This is a genomic window from Mesorhizobium neociceri, from assembly GCF_013520985.1.
GTDB lineage: Bacteria > Pseudomonadota > Alphaproteobacteria > Rhizobiales > Rhizobiaceae > Mesorhizobium > Mesorhizobium neociceri.
Window position 1 is genome coordinate 165,750 of the sequence record NZ_JACDTY010000010.1, and the last position, 22,414, is coordinate 188,163.

Annotated in this window: 23 protein-coding genes; 18 read left to right on the forward strand and 5 right to left on the reverse strand. The window is 63.6% G+C overall.

The genetic code is table 11. From position 1 onward, the window contains the following. Nucleotides 1-44 precede the first annotated feature (44 nt). The 3 genes from H0241_RS20725 to H0241_RS20735 all read left to right on the forward strand — a co-directional run bounded on the left by H0241_RS20725 (nt 45) and on the right by H0241_RS20735 (nt 3,651). Nucleotides 45-1,598, forward strand: a complete 1,554-nt coding sequence (locus tag H0241_RS20725; RefSeq protein WP_181059634.1) for a sugar ABC transporter ATP-binding protein — start codon at nt 45-47, stop codon at nt 1,596-1,598. Next, entirely contained in the window at nt 1,595-2,560 is a 966-nt protein-coding gene (locus H0241_RS20730; RefSeq protein ID WP_181059636.1) for an ABC transporter permease, read from the forward strand. The genes H0241_RS20725 and H0241_RS20730 overlap by 4 nt, the downstream gene beginning before the upstream one ends. A 71-nt stretch (nt 2,561-2,631) precedes the next feature. Continuing rightward, nucleotides 2,632-3,651 carry a zinc-binding alcohol dehydrogenase family protein gene (locus H0241_RS20735; RefSeq protein WP_181059637.1) on the forward strand — a complete coding sequence of 340 codons (1,020 nt, stop codon included), beginning with the start codon at nt 2,632-2,634 and terminating at the stop codon, nt 3,649-3,651. A gap of 240 nt (nt 3,652-3,891) precedes the next feature. Here the strand turns inward: H0241_RS20735 and phnF are convergent, their stop codons facing one another. Further along, the gene (gene phnF / locus H0241_RS20740; RefSeq protein ID WP_181059638.1) at nt 3,892-4,641 is read right to left on the reverse strand and encodes a phosphonate metabolism transcriptional regulator PhnF; all 750 of its coding nucleotides are present in this window, start codon (nt 4,639-4,641) and stop codon (nt 3,892-3,894) included. A 117-nt stretch (nt 4,642-4,758) separates the two neighbouring features. Here phnF and phnG point away from each other — a divergent pair, with 117 nt between their 5' ends. From phnG to H0241_RS20755, 3 genes are read left to right on the forward strand one after another with little or no spacing between them, the layout of a single operon-like run. After that, nucleotides 4,759-5,220 carry a phosphonate C-P lyase system protein PhnG gene (gene phnG / locus H0241_RS20745; RefSeq protein WP_181059639.1) on the forward strand — a complete coding sequence of 154 codons (462 nt, stop codon included), beginning with the start codon at nt 4,759-4,761 and terminating at the stop codon, nt 5,218-5,220. Next, entirely contained in the window at nt 5,220-5,831 is a 612-nt protein-coding gene (gene phnH / locus H0241_RS20750; RefSeq protein WP_181059640.1) for a phosphonate C-P lyase system protein PhnH, read from the forward strand. Before phnG ends, phnH begins: the two co-directional genes overlap by 1 nt. Beyond that, on the forward strand, nt 5,832-6,944 hold the full coding sequence (locus H0241_RS20755; RefSeq protein ID WP_181059641.1) for a carbon-phosphorus lyase complex subunit PhnI: 1,113 nt from the start codon (nt 5,832-5,834) through the stop codon (nt 6,942-6,944). Between the two features lie 2 nt (nt 6,945-6,946). On the opposite strand, the gene H0241_RS20760 is transcribed toward H0241_RS20755, so the two are convergent. After that, complete coding sequence (locus tag H0241_RS20760) at nt 6,947-7,150, reverse strand: hypothetical protein (RefSeq protein ID WP_181059642.1); 204 nt, start codon at nt 7,148-7,150, stop codon at nt 6,947-6,949. Between the two features lie 65 nt (nt 7,151-7,215). On the opposite strand from H0241_RS20760, the gene H0241_RS20765 reads away from it, so the two are divergent. The 9 genes from H0241_RS20765 to phnE (H0241_RS20805) all read left to right on the forward strand — a co-directional run bounded on the left by H0241_RS20765 (nt 7,216) and on the right by phnE (H0241_RS20805) (nt 15,435). Beyond that, nucleotides 7,216-8,124: an alpha-D-ribose 1-methylphosphonate 5-phosphate C-P-lyase PhnJ gene (locus H0241_RS20765; protein ID WP_181059643.1), complete on the forward strand. Its 909-nt coding sequence runs from the start codon at nt 7,216-7,218 to the stop codon at nt 8,122-8,124. Then, nucleotides 8,121-8,897, forward strand: a complete 777-nt coding sequence (gene phnK / locus H0241_RS20770; protein WP_065009749.1) for a phosphonate C-P lyase system protein PhnK — start codon at nt 8,121-8,123, stop codon at nt 8,895-8,897. Before H0241_RS20765 ends, phnK begins: the two co-directional genes overlap by 4 nt. A gap of 2 nt (nt 8,898-8,899) precedes the next feature. Continuing rightward, nucleotides 8,900-9,607, forward strand: coding sequence for a phosphonate C-P lyase system protein PhnL (gene phnL, locus H0241_RS20775; RefSeq protein ID WP_181059644.1), 708 nt, complete (start codon nt 8,900-8,902; stop codon nt 9,605-9,607). After that, nucleotides 9,604-10,221 carry a DapH/DapD/GlmU-related protein gene (locus H0241_RS20780; RefSeq protein WP_181059645.1) on the forward strand — a complete coding sequence of 206 codons (618 nt, stop codon included), beginning with the start codon at nt 9,604-9,606 and terminating at the stop codon, nt 10,219-10,221. Before phnL ends, H0241_RS20780 begins: the two co-directional genes overlap by 4 nt. An 89-nt stretch (nt 10,222-10,310) precedes the next feature. Then, complete coding sequence (locus tag H0241_RS20785) at nt 10,311-11,027, forward strand: DUF1868 domain-containing protein (RefSeq protein WP_181059646.1); 717 nt, start codon at nt 10,311-10,313, stop codon at nt 11,025-11,027. A gap of 110 nt (nt 11,028-11,137) precedes the next feature. Beyond that, nucleotides 11,138-11,995: a phosphonate ABC transporter ATP-binding protein gene (gene phnC / locus H0241_RS20790; protein ID WP_181059647.1), complete on the forward strand. Its 858-nt coding sequence runs from the start codon at nt 11,138-11,140 to the stop codon at nt 11,993-11,995. A gap of 86 nt (nt 11,996-12,081) precedes the next feature. Then, a complete protein-coding gene (phnD, locus tag H0241_RS20795) occupies nt 12,082-12,990 on the forward strand; it encodes a phosphonate ABC transporter substrate-binding protein (RefSeq protein ID WP_181059648.1) in 909 nt (302 codons plus the stop codon). A 56-nt stretch (nt 12,991-13,046) separates the two neighbouring features. Continuing rightward, a complete protein-coding gene (gene phnE, locus H0241_RS20800; RefSeq protein ID WP_181059649.1) occupies nt 13,047-14,006 on the forward strand; it encodes a phosphonate ABC transporter, permease protein PhnE in 960 nt (319 codons plus the stop codon). 70 nt (nt 14,007-14,076) lie between these two features. Continuing rightward, nucleotides 14,077-15,435, forward strand: a complete 1,359-nt coding sequence (gene phnE, locus H0241_RS20805; RefSeq protein WP_181059650.1) for a phosphonate ABC transporter, permease protein PhnE — start codon at nt 14,077-14,079, stop codon at nt 15,433-15,435. 215 nt (nt 15,436-15,650) lie between these two features. Here phnE (H0241_RS20805) and H0241_RS20810 read toward each other — a convergent pair whose 3' ends face one another. From H0241_RS20810 to H0241_RS20820, 3 genes are all read right to left on the reverse strand, one after another. Beyond that, nucleotides 15,651-16,502, reverse strand: coding sequence for a sugar phosphate isomerase/epimerase family protein (locus H0241_RS20810; protein ID WP_181059651.1), 852 nt, complete (start codon nt 16,500-16,502; stop codon nt 15,651-15,653). Nucleotides 16,503-16,720: 218 nt separating this feature from the next. Beyond that, nucleotides 16,721-17,908: a Gfo/Idh/MocA family protein gene (locus tag H0241_RS20815; RefSeq protein ID WP_181059653.1), complete on the reverse strand. Its 1,188-nt coding sequence runs from the start codon at nt 17,906-17,908 to the stop codon at nt 16,721-16,723. 150 nt (nt 17,909-18,058) lie between these two features. Continuing rightward, a complete protein-coding gene (locus H0241_RS20820) occupies nt 18,059-19,114 on the reverse strand; it encodes a sugar phosphate isomerase/epimerase family protein (RefSeq protein ID WP_181059655.1) in 1,056 nt (351 codons plus the stop codon). A 400-nt stretch (nt 19,115-19,514) separates the two neighbouring features. On the opposite strand from H0241_RS20820, the gene H0241_RS20825 reads away from it, so the two are divergent. From H0241_RS20825 to H0241_RS20835, 3 genes are read left to right on the forward strand one after another with little or no spacing between them, the layout of a single operon-like run. Next, the gene (locus H0241_RS20825) at nt 19,515-20,402 is read left to right on the forward strand and encodes a sugar phosphate isomerase/epimerase family protein (RefSeq protein ID WP_181059657.1); all 888 of its coding nucleotides are present in this window, start codon (nt 19,515-19,517) and stop codon (nt 20,400-20,402) included. 56 nt (nt 20,403-20,458) lie between these two features. After that, the gene (locus H0241_RS20830) at nt 20,459-21,628 is read left to right on the forward strand and encodes a mandelate racemase/muconate lactonizing enzyme family protein (RefSeq protein WP_181059659.1); all 1,170 of its coding nucleotides are present in this window, start codon (nt 20,459-20,461) and stop codon (nt 21,626-21,628) included. Between the two features lie 2 nt (nt 21,629-21,630). After that, a complete protein-coding gene (locus H0241_RS20835) occupies nt 21,631-22,347 on the forward strand; it encodes a FadR/GntR family transcriptional regulator (protein ID WP_181059661.1) in 717 nt (238 codons plus the stop codon). The last annotated feature ends 67 nt before the right edge of the window (nt 22,348-22,414 follow it).

A 22,414-nucleotide genomic window follows, 5' to 3' on the forward strand; every position in this document is an offset into this window, starting at 1 on the left:
TGCCTCGCGCGTGCCAATCGTAAGACCAATCTGGGAGGATTGTCATGACGTCCACGGCGCAGGAACTGCACCCGGCCCCGACGCTGGAGCCAGGCAGGACGATCCTCGAACTGCACGGGCTGGAAAAGCGCTATCCCGGCACGCATGCGCTGAAGCCGGTCCACCTTGCCTTCAAGGCGGGCGAGATCCACGCCATCGTCGGCGAGAACGGCGCCGGCAAATCGACCCTCATCAAGCTTCTGACCGGTGTCATGCCGCGCACCTCCGGCGACGTCATCTGGGAGGGCAAGCCCGCAGCGCTGGCCACCCCGCACGAAGCGATGGCGCTCGGCATCAATGCCGTGCACCAGGAGGTCGTGCTCTGCCGCCACCTGACGGTCGCGGCCAACATGTTCCTCGGCGAGGAGAACTCGCGCTATGGCATCCTGCAGCAGCGCGCCATGGTCAAGGACGCGCAAAAGATCATCGACGATCTCGGCTTCGACCTGCCGGCGCATGTCGTTCTCGGCGATCTCACCATCGGCCAGCAGCAACTGATCGCCGCCGCCCGCGCCACGGTGCGGGGCACCAAATTCCTGATCTTCGACGAGCCGACCGCCTATCTCACCCGCAAGGAGGCCGACCAGCTGTTCAAGCTGATCCGCCGGCTGAAGGGCGAAGGCGTCACCATCATCTACATCAGCCACCGCATGGAAGAGGTGTTCGAACTCGCCGACCGTGTCTCGGTGCTGCGCGACGGCACGCTTGTCGGCACCAGGAATATCGCTGAGACCAACGACGCCGAGTTGGTCAAGATGATGATCAACCGCTCGATCGAGCAGGTCTACCACAAGGAGCATTTTACCCCGGGTGCGGTGATCGTCGAAGCGAAGAATCTGTCGGGCAAAGGCTTCGAGAACGTCTCGGTCTCGGTGCGCGCTGGCGAGATCGTCGGGCTCTACGGCCTGATCGGCGCCGGGCGCAGCGAATTCGTCACCACGCTCTATGGCCGTCACCGCAAGTCGGCCGGCCAGATCCTGTGGGAAGGCAAGCCGGTCCAGGTCAATTCCGAACACGACGCAATCAGGCTCGGAATGGCGCTGGCGCCAGAGAGCCGCCGCGACCAAGGTCTGTGCCTCAATCTGCCGGTCGGCCTCAACCTCAATCTGCCGATCTACAAACGCATTTCCAAAAACATGCTGATCTCGGGCGCGAAGGAAAAGGCCGAGGCGGATCGCCAGATAGCCGGCCTCAGGATCAAGACGCCGACGCGGAGCGCTCTAGCGTCCAGCCTGTCCGGCGGCAACCAGCAGAAGATCGTCATCGGCAAATGGCTGGCGCATGGCGCCAAGCTGTTCATCTTCGACGAGCCGACGGTCGGCGTCGATGTCGGCACCAAGGCCGAGATCTACCGCCTGTTCGGAGCGCTTCTGTCGAAAGGCGCCGGCATCATCCTGATCTCGTCCTATTTGCCGGAGGTCTATGAACTCTCCGACACGCTGCACGTCTTCCGGCGTGGCAAGCTGGTCGCCACGCACGGGTTCCGCAACGCCGACCACGAAGAAATTCTCACGCAGGCGCTCGCCGAGAAACAAGAAAAGCTGGGAGGACACACATGAGCACCGAAGCAGCAGCTGCCGAAAAACCGAAACGCAATTACAATGCCCTGTTCGGGCTGACGCTGCTGGCGCTACTGGTCCTGTTGTGGGTCATCCTGTCGGTGTCGACGCAGAGCTTTGCCTCGGGCAACAACATCTCGAACCTTTTGCGCCAGGGCTCGATGATCGCCATCCTGGCGGTCGGCCAGACCTTCGTCATCATCACCGGCGGCATTGACCTGTCCGTCGGCGCCGTGGTCGGCTTCGCCACCGTCATCGCTGCCATGCTGATCAATGCCGGTGTGCCGGTTTTCCTCGCCATCCTGCTCACGCTGCTCGTCGGCGTTGCCATCGGCCTGTTCCATGGCTTCGGCATCGTCAAGATGGGCCTGCCGCCCTTCATCATCACGTTGGCGACGCTGACCTCGTTGCGCGGCATCGGCCTGCTGATGACCAACGGCAACTCGATCTCGATCAACAATGACGCCTTCCAGGAGTTTTCGCGCAACTCCTTCATTGGTGTCCCCAATCTGTTCTGGATGGTGATCCTGGTCGGCATCCCGGCCTATATCTTCCTGCATCACAGCCGCTGGGGCCGCTATCTCTTCTCGGTCGGCTCCAACGCCGAGGCTTCACGTCTGTCCGGCGTCAATGTCCAGCGCACCATCTATATGGCCTACACGCTGTCTGGTCTGTGCGCCGCCTTTGTCGGCGTGCTCTTGGCCTCGCGCATCGGCATCGGCAATCCGACCCAGGCCGAGGGCTGGGAGTTGCAGGCGATCGCCTCCTCGGTCATCGGCGGCACCTCGCTGTTCGGCGCCGTCGGCTCGGTGCATGGCCCGCTGCTCGGCGCCTTCATCCTCGCCACCATCAACAACGGCGCCAACCTGCTGAACGTCAACGCCTTCTGGCAGCGCATCATCACCGGCGTTCTGATCATCGTTATTGTCTACTTCGACGGCTTGCGCCGCCGCGGCAAATGAATTCTCCCTGACCCTCTGCGCCGGTCCGCTCAACCAACGGACCGGCACCTTTTTAACAACGGAATTACTCAATGAAAGCCGCCGTCTGCCGCTCGCCCGGTGACCTTGTCCTGGAAGACCGCGCCGCACCCGGCGCTCCCCCTGCCGGCTGGGCACTGGTCGCGGTCAGCCATGTCGGCATCTGCGGCACCGACTATCATATCTTCGAGGGCAAGCATCCGTTCCTCGCCTACCCCCGCATCATGGGCCATGAAGTGTCGGGCACCGTCATCGAGACCGGCGAAGGCGTCGACCTTGCCATTGGCGAGCCCGTCATCATCAACCCCTATCTCGCTTGCGGCAAATGCATCGCCTGCCGGCATGGCAAGCCCAATTGCTGCGTCAGGATCGAAGTGCTCGGCGTCCATCGCGACGGCGCCATGGCCGAGCAGATCCTGGTGCCGGCGCAGAATCTTTATCCGGCAAACGGCCTGTCGCTGGCCGATGCCGCGGCGGTGGAATTTCTGGCCATTGGCGCGCATGCCGTGCGCCGCGCCCGCGCTGAACCAGGTGCCCGCACACTGGTCATCGGCGCCGGGCCGATCGGGCTTGGCACAGCGCTCTTTGCCCGAATCGCCGGGCTCGATGTCAGCTTGCTCGACATGAGCACGGAGCGGCTGGATTTTGCCGAACGCGAACTCGGCTTCTCCACGCTCGACGGCTCGCAAAAGGCGGCCGCCGAGCTGGTGCGCGATGCTACCGGCGGGGAAGGTTTTGATGTCGTCTTCGACGCCACCGGCAACACCGCCTCGGTGCAGTCGGCCTTCGCCCATGTCGCCCATGGCGGCACATTGGTGCTGGTCAGCGTCGTCAAGGACGACATCGTCTTTTCCGATCCCGAATTCCATAAGCGCGAAATGACCCTGATCGGCAGTCGCAATGCGCTCAAGGCCGACTTCGACCACGTCGCCGCCTCGATCCGCAACGGCGCGGTGCCGCTGGCCAAACTCGTCACCCACCGCACGACACTGGCCAGCACGCCTGATGATCTGGCGCGCTGGGCGCATGAGAAATCTGGGCTGATCAAGGCTGTGATCGAGGTTGGGTCATAACATTTCAGGCGGTGAACCCGGCCCGAATTGACCACGCCCCGCGCAGGTCGACCCCCACTCCGTCGAGCTTCGCTCGACACCTCTCCCCCGATCGACGGGGGAGAGGAATGGCGCGAGCTTAGCAAGGCGGGCTCCCTTCCTCTCCCTCCGGAGGGGGGAGAGGTGGCTCGGCGAAGCCGAGACGGAGTGGGGGAAGGCGGTCCTCAAACGCCAAGCCGCTGAAAAATAAGCGCGACCCAGCTACAGCGCCGACAGTTTCAGCTCGACCCGCTCCGCCGGAAACCGCGTTTCGGAAAACTGGATCGGTCGGCCATCCGGCGTGACGTTGACGGCGACCGCGACCAGCACGATGGCCCCCGGCTGCAGGTTGAGGGCGGCAAGGTCGGTGGCATCGGCGTGGCGCGCCGACAGCACCGTCGATTGCCTGAGATAATCGTCGATACCGAACCGCTTGAGCGAGGCGGTGATCGAACCGGTCTCCGTCATCACGGCATCGATGCCGGCGAAACGCTTGGCCTCGTACCAGCTGGCAGCCCGCGACACCGGCCGTCCATCGGCCTCACCGCGTGTCTCCAGCCGGATCACCTCGGTGCCCTTCGCAAGGCCCAGACCCTCGGCGACGCGCTGGCTGGCCGGCTCGATCGCGGATGCGAGCAGCACGATATGCCGTTCCGAAGTCTGCCCTTGCAAGCCCGTCGAAAACCGCGTCCGGGCGCCGATCGGATAGGACAGCCGCTTGCGCGACAACACGAAAGTGCCGCGCCCCTGTTCGGCTCTGAGCACCCCCTCCTGCACGAGAGCCGCAATGGCGCTGCGCACCGTGTGGCGGTTGACGCCGTAGCGTTCGGCCAGCGCCACTTCCGGCGGCAGCGCGGCATTCTCGGCAAAATCGCCGGCGGCGATCGAGTGCAGGACCTGGTCGGCGATCTGCCGCCACAGCGAGACGCCGCTGCGCCGCTCGATGCTATCAGCCCTCTGTTGCCCGGCCATTTCGCTCCCGTCCCGCCCCTGTCATCCACCCGTCATGGACACGGGTTAGATAATAGGTATAATTTGTATAGTTGTCTATATCACTAGACAAATTTTACGCATTCAGGGAGTTGCTCCATGCGAGGACAGGAAGCCCGCGACCAGGCCGAGCGCAAGGCCGTCATGGCAACGCTGGCGCAGGCCAGCGGCGGCGACATCGCCCGGCTCTGGAATGAGGCCGGTCTGACCTCCGAAGCCGAGCTTTTGCGCGGACCGGAAACCGGCCTGGTCACCGTGCGCGGCCGCATCGGCGGCGGCGGCGCGCCGTTCAATGTCGGCGAAGCCACGGTCACCCGCGCAACGGTCCGGCTCCCTTCCGGACAGGTCGGCCACAGCTACACGCTCGGCCGTGACCGTAAGAAGGCGGAGCTGGCGGCGATCGCCGACGCGCTGTGGCAGGACCCGGCGCAGCGCCAGACGGTCGAGACCGTACTGGTCGCGCCGCTGCGCGCCGCCCAGGGCGAGGCGCGCGAAAAACGCCGCGCCGAGACGGCGGCAACGAAAGTGGATTTCTTCACCATGGTGCGCGGAGAAGACTGATGGACATCGCAGCCCAATCGATCGACGGCGGTTTCGCCGATCCGGTGTTCAACGCCCAGACCGTCTTCCGCGCCGTCATGGACGCCATGGCGCGGCCGGGCAGCGTGCAGCCTTTGCCGGCCTTCGCCCGCCCGCCGGCGCCGCTGTCGGCAACCGCCGGCGCTATCGCGCTGGCGCTGTGCGACAACGACACCCCGCTCTGGCTCGACCCTGCGCTGCAAGCGTCCGCGGCGGTCAAATCCTGGCTCGGCTTCCACACCGGCGCGCCGCTTGCAAACACACCGGCCGATGCGCATTTCGCTGTGATCGCCAACCCGGCGGAAATGGCGTCGCTCGACGGCTTTTCGCAAGGCACGCAGGACTATCCCGATCGGTCGACGACATTGATCCTGCAGGTCAGTGATCTCGTCTCCGGCGCGCCTCTGCTGCTCGAAGGTCCCGGCATCGAAACCCCTGCCACCATCGCGCCGGCGCAGATGCCGCGCCATTTCGTCGAGCAGTGGAAGCAGAATATCACGCGGTTTCCGCGCGGCGTCGACCTCATCCTGGCGGCGCCCGACGGCATCGCCTGCCTGCCGCGCACCACGCGCATCAAGACGATGGAGGCGTAAATGTATGTCGCGGTAAAAGGCGGCGAAGCCGCTATCGCCAATGCACATAGCCTGCTTGCCGACCGCCGGCGCGGCGACCGTTCGGTCCCGGCGCTGCGTCTCGACCAGATCGTCGAGCAGTTGGCGCTCGGCGTCGACCGGGTGATGAGCGAAGGTTCGCTCTACGACCGCGAATTGGCCGCGCTCGCCATCGTCCAGGCGCGCGGCGACATGATCGAGGCGATCTTCCTGGTGCGCGCCTACCGCACCACGCTGCCGCGCTTCGGCTACAGCAATCCCATCGACACCGGCGCCATGCTGGTCGAGCGGCGCGTGTCGGCGACCTACAAGGACCTGCCCGGCGGCCAGCTGCTTGGGCCCACCTTCGACTACACGCACCGGCTGCTCGACCCCGAGCTTGCCGCCGGCGCCGACGTCGCCGAACCGCTGCAGCGCGAAACCGAAGCGCAGGCGATGCCGCGCGTCTCGGCGATCCTAGCCCGCGAAGGCCTGATCGAGCCGGACGGCGAGATGCCGCAGGATCATATTCCCGGCGACATCACGCGCGAACCGCTGGAATTCCCGATGGCGCGCGACGTCCGCCTGCAGGCTTTGTCTCGCGGCGATGAAGGGTTTTTGCTGGCGCTCGGCTATTCGACGCAGCGCGGCTATGCCCGCAACCACCCCTTTGTCGGCGAGGTCCGCATCGGCGAGGTCGAGCTGGAGCTCGACGTACCGGAACTGCCATTCGCCGTGCCGCTCGGCAAGGTCCGCGTCACCGAGTGCCAGATGGTCAACCAGTTCAAGGGCTCGGCCAAGGCACCGCCGCAATTCACCCGCGGCTATGGCCTGGTCTTCGGCCAGAGCGAGCGCAAGGCGATGGCCATGGCGCTCTGCGATCGCGCGCTGCGCGCAACAGAACTCGGCGAGGATGTCGTCGCCGCCGCGCAGGATGAGGAGTTCGTCATCTCGCACTCCGACAATGTCCAGGCGACCGGCTTTGTCGAGCATTTGAAGCTGCCGCACTATGTCGACTTCCAGGCCGAACTCGACCTCGTGCGCCGCATGCGCGCCGAGTACGAAGCACGCGAAAACCCCGACGTGCTGGAAGACAAAAAGGAAGCGGCGGAATGAGCCTAGTCGCCCGACCCACCGTGACCGCCGCCGCCATCATGGGAATGGCCGCCATACCCCCCGCCGTAGTTGTCGCTGCCGCCGATGTTCTCGCCATGCGCGCCCTCCCTCGGGGCAGGCAGAACCATTCTTCGAAGAAGAAAAGCGACCACGCCGACGAATGCCAGCAGCAGAATTCCAAGATGCATCCAACCGGTTTGGGTCATCCGATTTCGCCCTCGTTTGCGCGTCCTGGACGCCAGTTCGATAGCACAATGTGGATGTGATCGCCATGACCGACATCGCCACCTACAACTTCGCCTATCTCGACGAACAGACCAAAAGGATGATCCGCCGCGCGATCCTCAAGGGCATCGCCATCCCCGGCTACCAGGTGCCGTTCGCTTCGCGCGAAATGCCGATGCCTTATGGCTGGGGCACCGGCGGCGTCCAGGTCACCGCCTCGATCATCGGGCCCGACGATGTGTTGAAGGTCATCGATCAGGGCGCCGACGACACCACCAATGCCGTCTCGATCCGCGCCTTCTTCAAGAAGGTCGCCAACGTCGCCGTCACCACCGAGACGGCGAAGGCCTCGATCATCCAGACCCGCCACCGCATCCCCGAACATCCGCTGAGCGCGGGTCAAATTCTGGTCTATCAGGTGCCGATCCCCGAGCCGCTGCGCTTCCTCGAGCCGCGCGAGACCGAGACGCGAAAAATGCATGCGCTGGAGGAATACGGCCTGATGCATGTGAAACTCTACGAAGACATCGCCAAACACGGCCGGATCGCCACCACCTATGCCTATCCGGTGAAGGTCGAGGGCCGCTATGTCATGGACCCCTCGCCGACGCCGAAATTCGACAATCCGAAGATGCACCGTTCGCCGGCTTTGCAGCTGTTCGGCGCCGGCCGCGAAAAGCGCATCTACGCGGTGCCGCCCTTCACCGATGTCGTCAGCCTCGACTTCGAGGACCATCCGTTCGAGGTGCAGACCTTCGACCAGCCCTGTGCGCTGTGCGCGGCCGAGAATGTCTATCTCGACGAGGTCATCCTCGACGACCATGGCGGCCACATGTTCGTCTGTTCCGACACCGACCATTGCGAGAAGCGGCGCGCTGATGGCCATCGTGGCCATCTTGCTCCCGAAACCTCGGAAACCCATTCTACCCCGGAAAAATTGGAGCCGGCGCAATGACCGACGAACCGCTGCTGCGCGTCTCGGCGCTGTCCAAATTCTACGGCTCGCGTGTCGGCTGCGAGAACGTCACCTTCGACCTGTGGCCGGGTGAAGTTCTGGCCGTCGTCGGCGAATCCGGTTCCGGCAAGACGACGCTGCTCAACTGCCTGTCGACGCGGCTGTTGCCCTCATCCGGCACCGCCAGCTACCGCATGCGCGATGGCCAGTTCCGCGAACTCTACCGCATGAGCGAGGCCGAGCGCCGCTTCCTGATGCGCACCGACTGGGGCTTCGTCCACCAGAACCCCGCCGATGGCTTGCGCATGACGGTGTCTGCCGGCGCCAATGTCGGCGAGCGGCTGATGGCAGTCGGTGACCGCCACTACGGCAAGATCCGCGCCACAGCTGTCGACTGGCTGTCGCGCGTCGAGATCGACGAGGATCGCATCGATGACGAGCCGCGCGCCTTCTCCGGCGGCATGCGCCAGCGCCTGCAGATTGCCCGCAACCTCGTCACCGGCCCGCGGCTGGTGTTCATGGACGAGCCGACTGGCGGCCTCGACGTCTCGGTGCAGGCGCGCCTGCTCGACCTCTTGCGCGGGCTGGTCACCGATCTCGGCCTCGCCGCCATCGTCGTCACCCACGACCTCGCCGTGGCGCGGCTTCTGTCGCAGCGCATGATGGTGATGAAAGATGGACGCGTCGTCGAAAGCGGTCTCACCGACCGCGTCCTCGACGATCCGCGCGCGCCCTACACCCAGCTTCTCGTTTCCTCGATTCTCCAGGTGTGACCATGGCTACGCCCCTCGTTGTCTCCGACGTCGCCAAGAGCTTCACCATGCATCTGCGCGATGGTATCAGACTGCCGGTCGTCGCCCGTGTCTCTTTCTCGATCCGGACCGGCGAATGCGCCGTGCTCGGCGGCCCCTCGGGTGCCGGCAAGAGCTCGATCCTGAAAATGCTCTACGGCAACTACGCCGTCGATGAAGGCCAGATCATCGTCCAGCATGAGGGCGGGCTGATCGATCTCGCCACCGCCAGCCCGCGCACGGTGCTCGCCGTACGCCGCCAGACGATCGGCTATGTCAGCCAGTTTCTGCGCACGGTGCCGCGTGTCTCGGCGCTGGATGTCGTGGCCGAGCCACTGGTCGAGCGCGGCGAAGAACGCGAGAGCGCGCGGGCGAAGGTGCGCTCTCTTTTGGCGCAGCTCAATTTGCCGGAAAAACTCTGGGCCCTGCCGCCGGCGACTTTCTCCGGGGGCGAACAGCAGCGCGTCAACATCGCGCGCGGTTTTATCACAGAGCATCCGGTCCTGCTGCTCGACGAGCCGACCGCTTCGCTCGACGCCAAAAACCGTGACGTAGTGGTTGCGCTGATCGCCGCCAAGAAGGCAGCCGGCGTCGCCTTGCTCGGCATCTTCCATGACCTGGATGTCCGAGACGCCGTCGCCGACCGCATCATCGACGTTACCTCTTTCGCCGCCGGAAAAATCGCCGCATGAGCAGGAAACTGTCGGAAGCGCCGCTGGTCCACGCAACGGCGCAGGTCGAGAATTCGACATTGGGACGCTGGACTGAGATCGCCGACCGCAGCCGCGTGTCCGAGAGCATCCTCGGCGACTACTCCTACATGATGCAGGACTGCGCCGTCTGGTGCGCGACCATCGGCAAGTTCTCCAACATTGCAGCAAGCGTGCGCATCAACGCCACCAACCACCCGACCTGGCGACCGACGCTGCACCACTTCACCTACCGCGCCTCGGACTATTGGGACGACGCCGAGCATGAGAGCGAATTCTTCGCCCAGCGCCGCGCCAAACGCGTCACCATCGGCCACGACACCTGGCTCGGCCACGGCTCGACCATCCTGCCCGGCGTGACTGTCGGTGACGGTGCAGCGGTTGGCGCCGGGGCTGTTGTGTCGAAGGATGTAGCGCCCTACACCATCGTCGGCGGCGTGCCGGCAAAGCCGATCCGTGAACGCTTCGACCGCCGCACCGCCGAACGCTACCAGGCGCTCGCCTGGTGGGACTGGAACCATGCAAGGCTGCGCGCCGCGCTCGACGATTTTCGCGAACTTGAGGCGGAAGCCTTCTTGGAAAAATACGGCGGATAACCCATCACATCATCGTCATAAGATCGGCCCGATTCATATCCTTGACACATGACTCGGACACGAGGCCATCTCCCCCGCAGGAGATCGCAATGCCTCAATCCATCAGACCTTCGCTCGCCGGCTTTTTCGAAGGCACCAACCCCAAGCCCCCGCTGCATCTCGGCACGCGCTACGACACGGCAGGCAATTTCCTGCCCGAGCCCGGCAACACGGTCGTCAGCCATCTCGTGAGCGGGTCGCCTTCCGAGGCGGTGGTGATCGAGGTGCGCGAGCGCATGCGCGCAATGCCGGATGCCGACCGGCTGGCCTTCACGCCGATCTCCAGCCTGCACATGACGTTGTTTCAGGGCATCATCGAATACCGTCGCCGGCTGCCCTACTGGCCGCAGGACGTGCCGCTCGACACCAGCGTCGACGACATGACCAGCCTCTATCTGGAGCGGCTCAAGGGCTTTGAGGGCCGCGGTGCGTTCAACATCAAGGTGCTTGAGGTCGTGCCGACCGGCCTCACCGTTGCCGGTGCCACTGAGCAAGACAGGCGCGCCATGAGCGCCTGGCGGGATACGCTATCGGTGCCGTTCGGTTACCGCCACCCCGACCACGATAGCTACATCTTTCACATCACCTTCGCCTACCAGATCCAGCGTCTCGCCGATGACAGGGCTACCGCTTGGCAGGACTTCTTCGATGACAGTCTGGCGCTGTTGGAACGGCAGGCCCCGGTGATCGAAATCAAGCCGCCCGCCTTCTGCAGCTTCAACGACATGAACCATTTCGAAGAGCTGCTGATCCTGGGCCGCTCGTAAACACACATCTGTGGAGCGTAACAAAACTGACATGCAGGCGACACGGCAGGTTCATGTGGCTGCGTTAGGCGAAAGCCTGACGATCAATATGGTCCGCACTGGAACCTGCCATGTCAGCAAGCTCTGCCACCCTCGAAATCCGCGGCGTCTCGCGCCGATTTGGCAAGAACACCGCCGTCAGCGCCATTGACCTGTCGATCCCGCAGGGCCAGATGGTCGGCATTATCGGTCGTTCGGGTGCCGGCAAATCCACCCTTCTTCGCATGATCAACCGTCTCATCGACCCCAGCCAGGGGTCGATTTTTTTTGACGGCGCCGAGGTTTCGCGGCTGCGCGGCTCTCCGCTTAGGCGCTGGCAGCGCGATTGCGCCATGATCTTCCAGCAATTCAACCTTGTGCCGCGCCTCGACGTGCTGACCAACGTTTTGCTTGGCCGGCTCAATCATCGCTCGACCTTCTCCAACCTGCTCGGCATGTTTACCCGCGCCGAATGCGCCGAGGCGGTCGCCGCGCTCGAACGCCTCGACATCGCCCGCACCGCATTGCAGCCGGCCGGCACGCTGTCCGGCGGCCAGCAGCAGCGCGTCGCCATCGCCCGCGCCCTGATGCAGCAGCCCAAGGTGCTGCTCGCCGACGAGCCGATCGCCTCGCTCGACCCGCTCAACGCCAAGGTGGTGATGGACTCGCTGCAGGACATCAATCTGCGCGAAGGCATCACCGTCGTCACCAACCTGCACACGCTGGACACCGCACGCACCTATTGCAACCGCATCATCGGCATGGCTGCCGGCAAAATCGTCTTCGACGGCCCGCCGGAAGCGCTCAACCGCGAAGCCGTGCGCCAGGTCTACGGCGCCGACAGCAATGGCGCAGAAATCTCCGAGGCCATCACCTCGACCAGCATCGCCTACAAGCAAAAGATCGAAGCATCCGCCAGCCCGCTCGAGCCCGCTTTCCCGGGATACTGAGCGGCTGGGATCGCCAGCCCGCGTCAAGGGCGCCTTCAAATCGAGAACGCTGCCGGCGCGGGGCCGGAACCTACAGGAGAGATAAAATGTTCAGGAAGATGGTATTCGGCGCCATATCGGTGCTCGCCATGGCAACCAGCATGGCTCACGCGGCCGACCTCAAGGAATTCCGCGTCGGCATCCTCGGCGGTGAAAACGAAACCGACCGTCTGCGCAACTACCAGTGCCTGGCCGACCATTTGAAGACCGAATTCGGCTTCGAAAAGGTCTCGCTGTTCCCGGCCGCCGACTATGACGGCGTTATCCAGGGCCTGCTCGGCGGTACGCTCGACTTCGCCGAACTCGGCGCTTCCGGCTACGCCAGCGTCTACATCAAGGACCCGAAGGCGGTCACCCCGATCCTCACCACCCAGCAGACCGACGGCGCCACCGGCTACTATTCGATCGGCCTGGCGCTCAAGTCCTCGGGCATCACCGACATCAAGTCGGCCAAGGGCAAGAAGCTCGGCTATGCCGATCCGGATTCGACCTCGGGCTACCTGATCCCGCTGACCCAGATCCCGAAGGACACTGGCGCCTCGAACGAAACCTTCTTCGCTTCAACCCAGTTCAATGGCGGCCATGAGAACAACGTTCTTGCTGTCCGCGACGGCAAGGTTGACGTGGCGGTGGACGATTCCTCGGGCATCGGCGACTTCAAGAACGGCTACACCTCCGGCACCTTCCACAAGGAAGTCGCCAAGGGCGCCGTCGACCCCAACGACTTCGTCGAAGTCTGGCGCTCGGGCCTGATCCCGAACGGCCCGCTGGTCGTGCGCACCGCGCTCGGTGACGATATGACCGCCAAGCTGACCGCGTTCTTCACCGACCTGCCGAAGAAGGACAAGGCCTGCTTCGAAGGCGTCGAAGGTGGCGACTTCACCGGCTACGTTCCCGTCAAGCCTGACTTCTACAACGTCATCGTCGAAGCCCGTAAGGCAGCCATCGGCGGCTAACGGCGAAATCGGAAAGGGCGGTGTTCTAAAACACCGCCCTTTTTGCATCTCCGATCATGACCCTTTCCGTGACAGCGCCCTCCGGCGTCACCCACCAGATGGCCGATGCCTGGCGACGCCAGACATCGTTGCGTCGGCTCTATACCGTGCTCGGCATCGGCCTGCTGCTTGCCGCCATGTTTTCCAGCATGTGGTTCGCCGACGAGGCCAATGCCGGCCACTTTTTCGACCGGCTGCCGCACATCCTCGATTTCCTCAGCTGGCTGGTCCCCAAGGACTGGAACGATGTCTGGCGGGCGCTGTTCGACATCGCCTCGCCGCATGACACCGGCACCCAGGAATTCAACTTTCCGCTCGGCCGCGTCTATATCTGGGGCGGCTTCTACATCCCTGAATATTTCGAGCTGATGCTGACCACGGTCAACGTGGCGTTGGTCTCGACCTTCATCGGCTTCATCTTCGCCGTGCCGTTTTCCTTCATCGCCGCGCGCAATTTGACGCCGCATCCGGCGCTGCGGCTCGTCGTCAAGCGCTTCATGGAGCTGCTGCGCGCCTTTCCCGAGATCGTCATTGCCGGCCTGTTCGCGGCCATCGTGTCGACCGGCCCGATCGCCGCCATCATCGCCATCGGCCTGCATTCGATCGGCGCGCTGGGCAAGCTGTTCTACGAGATCAACGAGAACATCGACATGCGCGCCGAGGAAGGCCTGAAGGCCGTCGGCGCCAACTGGTTCGAGCGGGTGCGCTTCGCCGACCTGCCGCAGGTGCTGCCCAATTTCATGTCCTACACGCTGCTGCGCGTCGAGATCAACGTGCGGGCATCGACCATCATCGGCGCCGTCGGCGGCGGCGGCATCGGCGAGGAACTGAAGCTCTCCATCTCGCGCGGCTTCGGCGCCAAGACGCTGGCGCTGGTGCTGCTCTTGTTCACGACCATCTTCATCATCGACCAGTTCTCCGCCTGGCTGCGCCGCAAGCTGGTGGGTGAGCAGGCCTTTTTGATGGGCGGAGCGTGACCATGATCCCGAAAAGTGGAGCCCGGTTTTCGGAAAAGATCATGGTCAAACAAGAAGACACACCACGGCCATGACCGCAGACGAGATCAAGGCGATCGAAGAACGCTTCCCGCACGTGTTCCATCGCCCGTTCCACCAGCGCTTCTGGCCGCTGTTCCTGGTCGCCGGCACCGTGCTTTACCTCATCTATGCCTTGTGGTTCTTCAGCCTGCCGCAGGTGCTGAGGGAATCGCATTGGGAGCGCCTGCCGCTCTTCCTGTCGCAATGGATCAGCTACGATCTGCAGCCGGAATTCCGTCTCGACCAGCCCGAGATCACACCGAAATACCCGCGCTTCTCGGCCCTTGGCGACAACCCCAATCCCGACTGGGTGGTCAGGAACGCCGACGGCACCTTCACCGTGCTGATCGACGGCCAGCCCAAGTCCGTCACCTTCGACAAGACCAAGGCGACGATTGTCGCCAATGGCCAGACGGTGCCGGTCGCCCTGACCAGCGGCAAGCCGGTGATATCAGGTCCGGTGCCCGACTGGATCACCGCGCATGACGACGAGGTCGTCGCCAAGATGGGCTTTGTCGGCGAAGTGCGCGTCAGCGTCGACCGCGTGAAGGTCCGCAAGCGTTTCCTCGGCTGGGCGAATTTCGTCTTCGACACGCGCTCGCCCTTCTTCGGCAAATCGGCCGGTGAAGTGATCTCGCTGATCTGGTCCGGACCGGAGCTGAAAGCGGGCACCTCGAACCTCGCGCTGGCCGGCGACAACATCTGGAACAATGCGCAGTGGCAGCACGGCGACGTCTGGACGAAGCTGCTGCAGACCATCGTCATGGCGTTTCTCGGCACGCTGCTCGGCGCCTTCGTCGCCTTTCCGCTCGCCTTCTTCGCCGCCCGCAACATCACGCCGAGCGGCCTGCTCAGCCAGGTGCTCAAGCGCTTCTTCGACTTCATGCGCTCTGTCGACATGCTGATCTGGGCGCTGTTCTTCACTCGCGCCTTCGGCCCCGGCCCGCTCGCCGGCAGTGCCGCGATCTTCTTCACCGAGATCGGCACGCTCGGCAAAACCTATTCGGAAAGCCTGGAAAACATCGACGACAAGCCGCGCGAAGGCATCAAGTCGACCGGCGCCAATGGCTTGCTGGTGCAGCGCTATGGCGTGATGCCGGAAGTGATCCCGGTCTTCATCAGCCAGACACTCTACCAGTGGGAATCCAACACCCGCGGCGCCACCATCATCGGCGCCGTCGGCGCCGGCGGCATCGGCCTGAAACTATGGGAAGCGATGCGCACCAATTCCAACTGGGCCAACGTCTTCTACATGGTGCTTTTGACGCTGCTCGTGGTCTTTGTCTTCGACAACATTTCGAATTTCCTGAGGCGTCGGCTCAGCCGGACGATCCATGATTACAATAGGATCCAGGCCGAGCAGGGGTGAGTTTGCGAGAGGTCGGCGGGACAGCACCCCCTCTGCCCTGCCGGGCATCTCCCCCCCAAGGGGGGAGATTGGATGTCGCGACGGCTTTCGCTAATTTTCAACGTTCAAAAGAGAGGAGCCGGCGTCAAAGCTGCCAATCTCCCCCTTGAGGGGGGAGATGTCCGGCAGGACAGAGGGGGGTGTGACGGAACGCAAGCGCTCGCTGAACGGCGCACCTACGCCGCCTTCCTCCATCCATCCCTGATATGCCTATACCCCTCCCGATAAACCGCTTCCGGCGTCTCCGAAAAATCCCGCCACACCTTCGTCGCCGCCGCCAAATCCTTCAGCGAGCGCCCAAACGCCTCGATCGTCAGCCAGTCGTCATAGCCGCTCTTGCGGATAGCCGAGAACGTTTCCTTCCACGGAATGTTGCCGCGCCCCGGCACGCCGCGATCATTCTCCGAAATGTGGATGTGCACGACATTCCGGCGATGCTTCGTATAGGCGCCGATCGGATCGGCCTCCTCGATATTGGCGTGGAACGTATCGTACATCGCCTTGATGTGCGGCCGGTCGATGGCGTCGATATGCTCTGACAGATCGGCCATCGTGTTCAACAGATAGCACTCGAAACGATTGAGCGCCTCCAGCCCGATGGTGACCCCGCGCTTGCCGGCATGGTCGCCGATGGCGCGCTGCGAGGCGATCGAGCGCTTCTTTTCCGCCGCAGTCGGCCCGCTGCCGGAAAAGGCGCCGAGCGTGGAATGCAACGGACCGCTCAGCCTATCTGCGCCCAATGCCACGCTGCAGTCGATCGCCCATTTCATGTAGTCGATGCCGGCCTTGCGGGTCGCCGCATCCGGCGAGATCAGATTCATCGCCGGATCGCCCATCGCCGTGACAGCCGTGCGCTCGAGCCCGATGCGGTCGAGCAAATCGCCGAGCTTCTTGTAGTCGTCCGGCGTACCGGCAAAGATCGGTATCTCTACACCGTCGAAGCCTGTCGCCTTGATGTCCCTGAGCAACGCCTCGTGTTTCTTCGAGACGCTGGTGGTCCACAAGAACATGCACATGCCGATTTTCATCGACGTCCCTCCCCATTTTGACGGCGCGCGCTGGTTTCTTTCGCCAACTTGGCGCCATGCCCCCTCATCCGGCCGCTTCGCGGCCACCTTCTCCCCGAGGGGAGAAGAGACCTAGCATCGGCGCCACCTCCTCCTCTCCCCTCGGGGAGAGGTCGGATTGCCCCGAATTGCTCTTCGCAATTCGGCTGGCAATCCGGGTGAGGGGGAGCGCGCGCTAACTAAAGCTTCGTCCACGCCCCATTCTTCTTCGACGACTTCACGCAGGCCTCGATAAAGGCCATGCCTTCGACGCCGTCCTGGATGGTCGGGAACACAACCTCCTTGCCCGGCTTGCCACCCTTCTTGCGGGCCGCACGGATCGCCCGCGCGGCCTCCTGATAAATGTTGGCGAAGCCTTCGAGATAGCCTTCCGGATGGCCCGACGGCACGCGGCTGACGCGGCCGGCGACAGGCAGCGCCCCGGCGCCGTTGCGGGTGAGCAGTTGCTTGGGCTGGCCGAATGGCGTGTACCAGAGATAGTTCGGGTCGGCCTGCACCCATTCCAGCCCGCCCTTCGAACCGTAGATGCGCAGCTTCAGCCCGTTCTCGTGGCCCGGCGCCACCTGGCTTGCCCAGATCATGCCCTTGGCCGGGTGCGTCTTGCCGACAGGCTTGAAGCGCAGCATGACGTTGACATTGTCGTCGAGCTGGCGCCCCGGCACGAAGGCGTCGAGATCGGCCGAGAGCGAATCGAGCTCCAGACCCGAGACGAAGCGGGCGAGATTGTAAGCATGCGTGCCGATGTCGCCCAGCGCGCCGCCCGCGCCCGCCTGCTTCGGATCGGAGCGCCACGCCGCCTGCTTCTGGCCGGTGGCGGCAAGATCCTCGGTCAGCCAGTCCTGCGGATACTCCGACTGCACGATGCGGATGTCGCCAAGCTGGCCCTTGGCCACCATCTCGCGCGCTTGGCGGATCATCGGATAGGCGGTGTAGTTGTGCGTCAGCACGAATACCTTGCCCGTCTTTTCGACTATCGCCGCAAGCTTCTTGGCCTCGGCCAGTGTCGTGGCCAATGGCTTGTCGCAGATCACGTGGATGCCGGCCTCGAGGAAGGCCTTGGCCGCGGGTACGTGCACATTGTTGGGGGTGACGATCGCCACCGCCTCGATGCCGTCCGGACGCTTGGCCTCGGCCTTGGCCATCTCGGCATAGGAAGCATAGCTGCGCGCCGGGTCGAGACCAAGTTCGGCGGCGGAGGCCTTGGCACGCTCGGGGTTGGCCGACAGCGCGCCGGCTACCAGCACGAAGTCGTTGTCCATGCGCGCCGCGATCCGGTGCACCGCACCGATGAAGGCGCCCTGGCCGCCGCCGACCATGCCGTAGCGGATCGGGCCGCCTCCCGCTTCCGACTTCGATGCACCAACCATTTTTCGTCTCCCTCGTTGTTCACCTCCCCCTTGAGGGGAGGTCGATCCGCGCAGCGGATCGGGTGGGGTCGTACAAGGTAGAGCCCGGAACGCACCGACCCCACCCGGCCCTTCGGGCCACCCTCCCCTCGAGGGGGGAGGGAAATCGCGCTAGATTCCCATCATCGCGCGCAGCATCTTCTTGTCCGTCGTGCCGCCGGCGAAATCGTCGAATGCCTTTTCCGTCACGCGGATAATGTGATGCTGGATGAAGGGCGCACCTTCGGCCGCGCCATCTTCCGGATGCTTCAGGCAGCATTCCCATTCCAGCACCGCCCAAGAGTCATAGCCGTACTGGGTGAGCTTGGAGAAGATGCCGCCGAAATCGACCTGCCCGTCGCCCAGCGAGCGGAAGCGGCCGGCACGGTTGGTCCAGCTCTGGTAGCCGGAATAGACGCCCTGCCGTCCCGTCGGATTGAACTCCGCGTCCTTGGCGTGAAACGCCTTGATCCGCTCGTGATAAATGTCGATGAATTCGAGATAGTCGAGCTGCTGCAACAGGAAATGCGAAGGGTCGTAATTGATGTTGCAGCGCTTGTGGCCGCCGACCGCGTCGAGGAACATTTCGAAGGTGGCGCCATCGAAAATGTCTTCGCCCGGATGGATCTCATAGCCGACATCGACGCCGTTTTCGTCATAGACGTCGAGGATCGGCTTCCAGCGCTTGCCGAGTTCGGCAAAAGCCTCTTCGATCAGTCCGGCCGGCCGCTGCGGCCAGGGATAGAGGTAAGGGAAGGCCAACGCACCGGAAAACGTCACCGAGGCCTTGAGACCCAGATTCTTCGACGCCTTGGCGCCGAACTTCATCTGTTCAACCGCCCATTTCTGCCGCGCCTTCGGGTTGTTGTGTACCGACGCCGGGGCAAAACCGTCGAACTGCGCATCATAGGCCGGATGCACCGCCACCAACTGCCCCTGAAGATGCGTCGACAGTTCGGTGATCTCGACGCCGGCGTCAGCGCAGATGCCTTTCACCTCGTCGCAATAGGTCTTGGAAGACGCCGCTTTCTTGAGGTCGAACAGGCGTGCGTCCCAGGTCGGGATCTGCACGCCCTTGTAGCCTAGGCCGGCCGCCCATTTGGTGATCGAGGCCAGCGAGTTGAATGGCGCGGCATCGCCCGCGAACTGCGCCAGAAACAGCCCCGGACCCTTCATTGTCGACGGCATCGGCATCCTCCCAGTTCATTTTTCCAAGGACCAAGCATAGCGCCTGATGAAAGCAGGGCCAGCCTCTTTGGTCTTTGTGATGTCCATTCTCGTATTGCCATTCTGGTATTACCAAATACCGAAAATGGGTCAAGCCATTTGACTCCCAAGCGCAGCAGACCGCGCACCCTAAAATGCGGAACATATGCAAGCATAATCAACACAGTACATGGATGCCGCGATCACACGGCGGCAGTTCTTGCCGCGCGAAGAAAATTGCTGTAGACCTCCATTCAGGCCCAATTGGTCGAACCAGTTTGCGTAAAAATGCTGGAGCGCCTTGGGGAGGAATCATGAGACGCGCTTCGCTGAGGCGCATCGCAGGCGAACTGGCACAGACGAATTCTGGGAAGGATAGACCATGCATCTTTCGACGCACAACTGGATGCGCGCGGAGCCGTTGGAGGTAACGCTGAAGCGCATCAAGAAATTCGGCTACGAGTCGATCGAGATTTCCGGCGAGCCCGAACAATACAAGACCAAGGAGACCCGCGCGCTGCTGAAAGAACACGGCATACGCTGCTGGGGCGCGGTGACGCTGATGCTTGGCGAACGCAACCTGGCCGCCAGGGACCAGGGTCAGCGCGAGCGCTCGGTGCAGTACGTCAAGGACGTGCTGACCATGATCAGCGAACTCGACGGCGAGATCATCACCCTGGTGCCCGCCACAGTCGGCAAGGTGGTGCCGGACGGTACCGAGGAAGAGGAATGGAAGTGGGTGGTCGACGCCACCCGCGAATGCTTCACCCACGCCAAGAAGGTCGGCGTCAAGATTGCTGTCGAGCCGCTCAACCGCTTCGAGACCTATCTGTTCAACCGCGGCGCCCAGGCGCTGGCCTTGGCCGATGCGGTCAGCCCCGAATGCGGCGTCTGCCTCGACGCCTACCACATCCACATGGAAGAATTTAACGTCCATGATGCCATCCGTCAGGTCGGCAAGCGCCTGTTCGATTTCCACGTCGCCGACAACAACCGCTTTGCCGCCGGCCTCGGCCAGATCGACTGGCCACGGATCGTGCAGACGCTGAGGGAAGTCGGCTATGATGGCGCGCTGACCAACGAATTCGTCGCGCCCGTCGACCGCACGCCGGCCGCACCCTATCCCGACATGGTCGAGCGCCATCCGGTCGACATTTCGCCCGAACAGCTGAAGTTCATCCAGGATCATGGCTCCAGCGTGCTGACGGAGAAATTCTACACCGACCAGATGCGCATCACCGCCGAAACGCTGCTGCCGCTGGTCAAGTAGCCGATCCGATTTGGAATGCGCCCTTCCGCCTGCAGGCGGCGGGGCCGGGGATGACCATGCGCATCAGAAACGTCCAGGCCTGCTGGGTCCGCATACCGATCGAAGCCGCGAAGCAGCATCGCAGCGACTTCGGCCAGGTGACGACGTTCGACGCCGCCATCCTGCGCATCGAGACCGATGACGGGCTGGTCGGCTGGGGCGAAGGCAAGAACGCCGCCGGCAGCGCCGGCAGCTATGGCGCGCTGGTCCACATGCTGAACCATGAGGTCGGTCCGCAATTGATCGGCCGAGATCCCGCCGACATCGGCATCATCTGGGAGATGCTCTACAATGGCGTGCGCCACGAGACAGCTGCGCATGCCGGCCACGCCATGCCGCAACTGGCGCGGCGCGGCATGAGCGTGGCGGCCATCAGTGCCGTCGACATCGCGTTGTGGGATATCTTGGGCAAATCGCTGGGACAGCCGGTGTGGCGGCTTCTCGGCGGCCGCAAGCTCGACCGCATGCAGGCCTATGCCTCCGGCGGCTGGGCCGCCGCCGACGCCATCGGCGAGCAGTTGAAGTCCTACATCGCCAAGGGCGGCTTCAAGGCGCTGAAGATGCGCGTCGGCGCCATGGACGGCGCCCCCCATATTTCCGCCGCCCGCGTCCGTGCTGCACGGCAAGCGCTCGGCCCCGACGTTGAACTGATGGTCGACGCGCACGGCACCTATACAGTGGCCGAAGCCAAGCGCTTCATCAGCCTCGCCGCCGATCTCGACCTCGCCTGGTTCGAGGAGCCGGTCATCGCCGACGACAAGGCTGGCATGGCCGAAGTACGCGCCTCCGGCTCGATCCCGATCGCCACCGGCGAAAGCGAAGCGACGCGCTACGCCTTCCGCGATCTCGCGGTGCTCAAATCGGCCGACATCTTCCAGCCCGATCCGGCCTTTTGCGGCGGCATCAGCGAGGCTATGAAGATCGGCACCATCGCCAGCGCCTTCAATTTGCGCTTCGCCCCGCATCTGTGGGCCGGCGCGCCGTGCTTCTTTGCCGGGCTGCATGTCTGCGCTGCTTCGCCGGCTAGCTTCACCGTCGAATATTCGCTCGGCGCCAACCCGATGATCCATGATCTTATCGAAGAGACTGTCGAAGCAAAGGACGGTATGATAGCGATCCCTGAAAAGCCGGGTCTGGGATTCACCATTTCGGAGCGGTTCCTGGAGGCGCACGCGCAACGCGGTTGACGATGAAAGAAAAGAACCTTCTCGCCGAACTCGCCGCCTATCTGTTCTCCCATTCGGACAAGGAGAGCGGCCGCACGCCCTCGGAGCGCGAACTGGCGGAGCACTTCAGCGTCAGCCGCGGCCAGATCCGCGAGGCGCTGGCCATCCTCGAAGCCATGCGCATCGTCGAGCGCCGCGCCAAATCCGGCATCTATGTCGACACCAGGCAGGCTAGTGTAGAAGCCTTGGCCCTTTTCGCCCGCGCCGGCCTGCCGCTCGATCCGGTGCAGATCTACGAGACCGTCGAGCTGCGCAAGATCCACGAGATCAAGGCTGCCGAACTTGCCTGTTCGCGCGCCACCGAGGAGAATTTCGAGCGCCTGCGCGAGATCCTGAAAGCCTCGGAGGAGCGCATTGCCGCCGGCGAAGGCCTCGCCAAGGAGGATCGCGAATTCCACCTCGAGATCGTGCGGGCGACCAAGAACGGCGTCTTCCACAACATCTGCAGCGTCTACTATCTGATGGGCGAGCAGCGTCTGCCGATCTACTTCAACGACCCGGAGCGCTCAGTGCGCTCGCACGCCGAGCACATCCAGATCTACGAGGCGCTGCTGCGCCGCGACGGCAATCTCGCCCAGGCGCTGATGAGCGCCCATCTGCAAGGCGCGGAAAGCTACTGGAAGGGCATCATCGAGGGCCGCGGCATGGAGCAGAAAGCCGCCACGCTCGAAAAGGTCTAGAGCAATTTCAGGAAAAGTGTGAGACGGTTTTCCCGGGAAAAGCGCGTAGCGCTTTTCCTTGGGAATT

Excerpts from the sequence above, each read along its gene's own strand:
- phnL (WP_181059644.1), top strand. The coding sequence starts at position 8,900 with ATGGCTACGCCCCTCGTTGTCTCCGACGTCGCCAAGAGCTTCACCATG.
- phnK (WP_065009749.1), top strand. The coding sequence starts at position 8,121 with ATGACCGACGAACCGCTGCTGCGCGTCTCGGCGCTGTCCAAATTCTAC.
- H0241_RS20760 (WP_181059642.1), bottom strand. The coding sequence starts at position 7,150 with ATGACCCAAACCGGTTGGATGCATCTTGGAATTCTGCTGCTGGCATTC.
- phnH (WP_181059640.1), top strand. The coding sequence starts at position 5,220 with ATGGACATCGCAGCCCAATCGATCGACGGCGGTTTCGCCGATCCGGTG.
- H0241_RS20835 (WP_181059661.1), top strand. The coding sequence starts at position 21,631 with ATGAAAGAAAAGAACCTTCTCGCCGAACTCGCCGCCTATCTGTTCTCC.
- H0241_RS20735 (WP_181059637.1), top strand. The coding sequence starts at position 2,632 with ATGAAAGCCGCCGTCTGCCGCTCGCCCGGTGACCTTGTCCTGGAAGAC.
- H0241_RS20785 (WP_181059646.1), top strand. The coding sequence starts at position 10,311 with ATGCCTCAATCCATCAGACCTTCGCTCGCCGGCTTTTTCGAAGGCACC.
- phnF (WP_181059638.1), bottom strand. The coding sequence starts at position 4,641 with ATGGCCGGGCAACAGAGGGCTGATAGCATCGAGCGGCGCAGCGGCGTC.
- H0241_RS20815 (WP_181059653.1), bottom strand. The coding sequence starts at position 17,908 with ATGGTTGGTGCATCGAAGTCGGAAGCGGGAGGCGGCCCGATCCGCTAC.
- H0241_RS20755 (WP_181059641.1), top strand. The coding sequence starts at position 5,832 with ATGTATGTCGCGGTAAAAGGCGGCGAAGCCGCTATCGCCAATGCACAT.
- phnE (WP_181059650.1), top strand. The coding sequence starts at position 14,077 with ATGACCGCAGACGAGATCAAGGCGATCGAAGAACGCTTCCCGCACGTG.
- H0241_RS20830 (WP_181059659.1), top strand. The coding sequence starts at position 20,459 with ATGCGCATCAGAAACGTCCAGGCCTGCTGGGTCCGCATACCGATCGAA.
- phnD (WP_181059648.1), top strand. The coding sequence starts at position 12,082 with ATGTTCAGGAAGATGGTATTCGGCGCCATATCGGTGCTCGCCATGGCA.
- phnG (WP_181059639.1), top strand. The coding sequence starts at position 4,759 with ATGCGAGGACAGGAAGCCCGCGACCAGGCCGAGCGCAAGGCCGTCATG.
- H0241_RS20765 (WP_181059643.1), top strand. The coding sequence starts at position 7,216 with ATGACCGACATCGCCACCTACAACTTCGCCTATCTCGACGAACAGACC.
- H0241_RS20825 (WP_181059657.1), top strand. The coding sequence starts at position 19,515 with ATGCATCTTTCGACGCACAACTGGATGCGCGCGGAGCCGTTGGAGGTA.
- H0241_RS20730 (WP_181059636.1), top strand. The coding sequence starts at position 1,595 with ATGAGCACCGAAGCAGCAGCTGCCGAAAAACCGAAACGCAATTACAAT.
- H0241_RS20725 (WP_181059634.1), top strand. The coding sequence starts at position 45 with ATGACGTCCACGGCGCAGGAACTGCACCCGGCCCCGACGCTGGAGCCA.
- phnC (WP_181059647.1), top strand. The coding sequence starts at position 11,138 with ATGTCAGCAAGCTCTGCCACCCTCGAAATCCGCGGCGTCTCGCGCCGA.
- H0241_RS20810 (WP_181059651.1), bottom strand. The coding sequence starts at position 16,502 with ATGAAAATCGGCATGTGCATGTTCTTGTGGACCACCAGCGTCTCGAAG.
- H0241_RS20780 (WP_181059645.1), top strand. The coding sequence starts at position 9,604 with ATGAGCAGGAAACTGTCGGAAGCGCCGCTGGTCCACGCAACGGCGCAG.
- H0241_RS20820 (WP_181059655.1), bottom strand. The coding sequence starts at position 19,114 with ATGCCGTCGACAATGAAGGGTCCGGGGCTGTTTCTGGCGCAGTTCGCG.
- phnE (WP_181059649.1), top strand. The coding sequence starts at position 13,047 with ATGACCCTTTCCGTGACAGCGCCCTCCGGCGTCACCCACCAGATGGCC.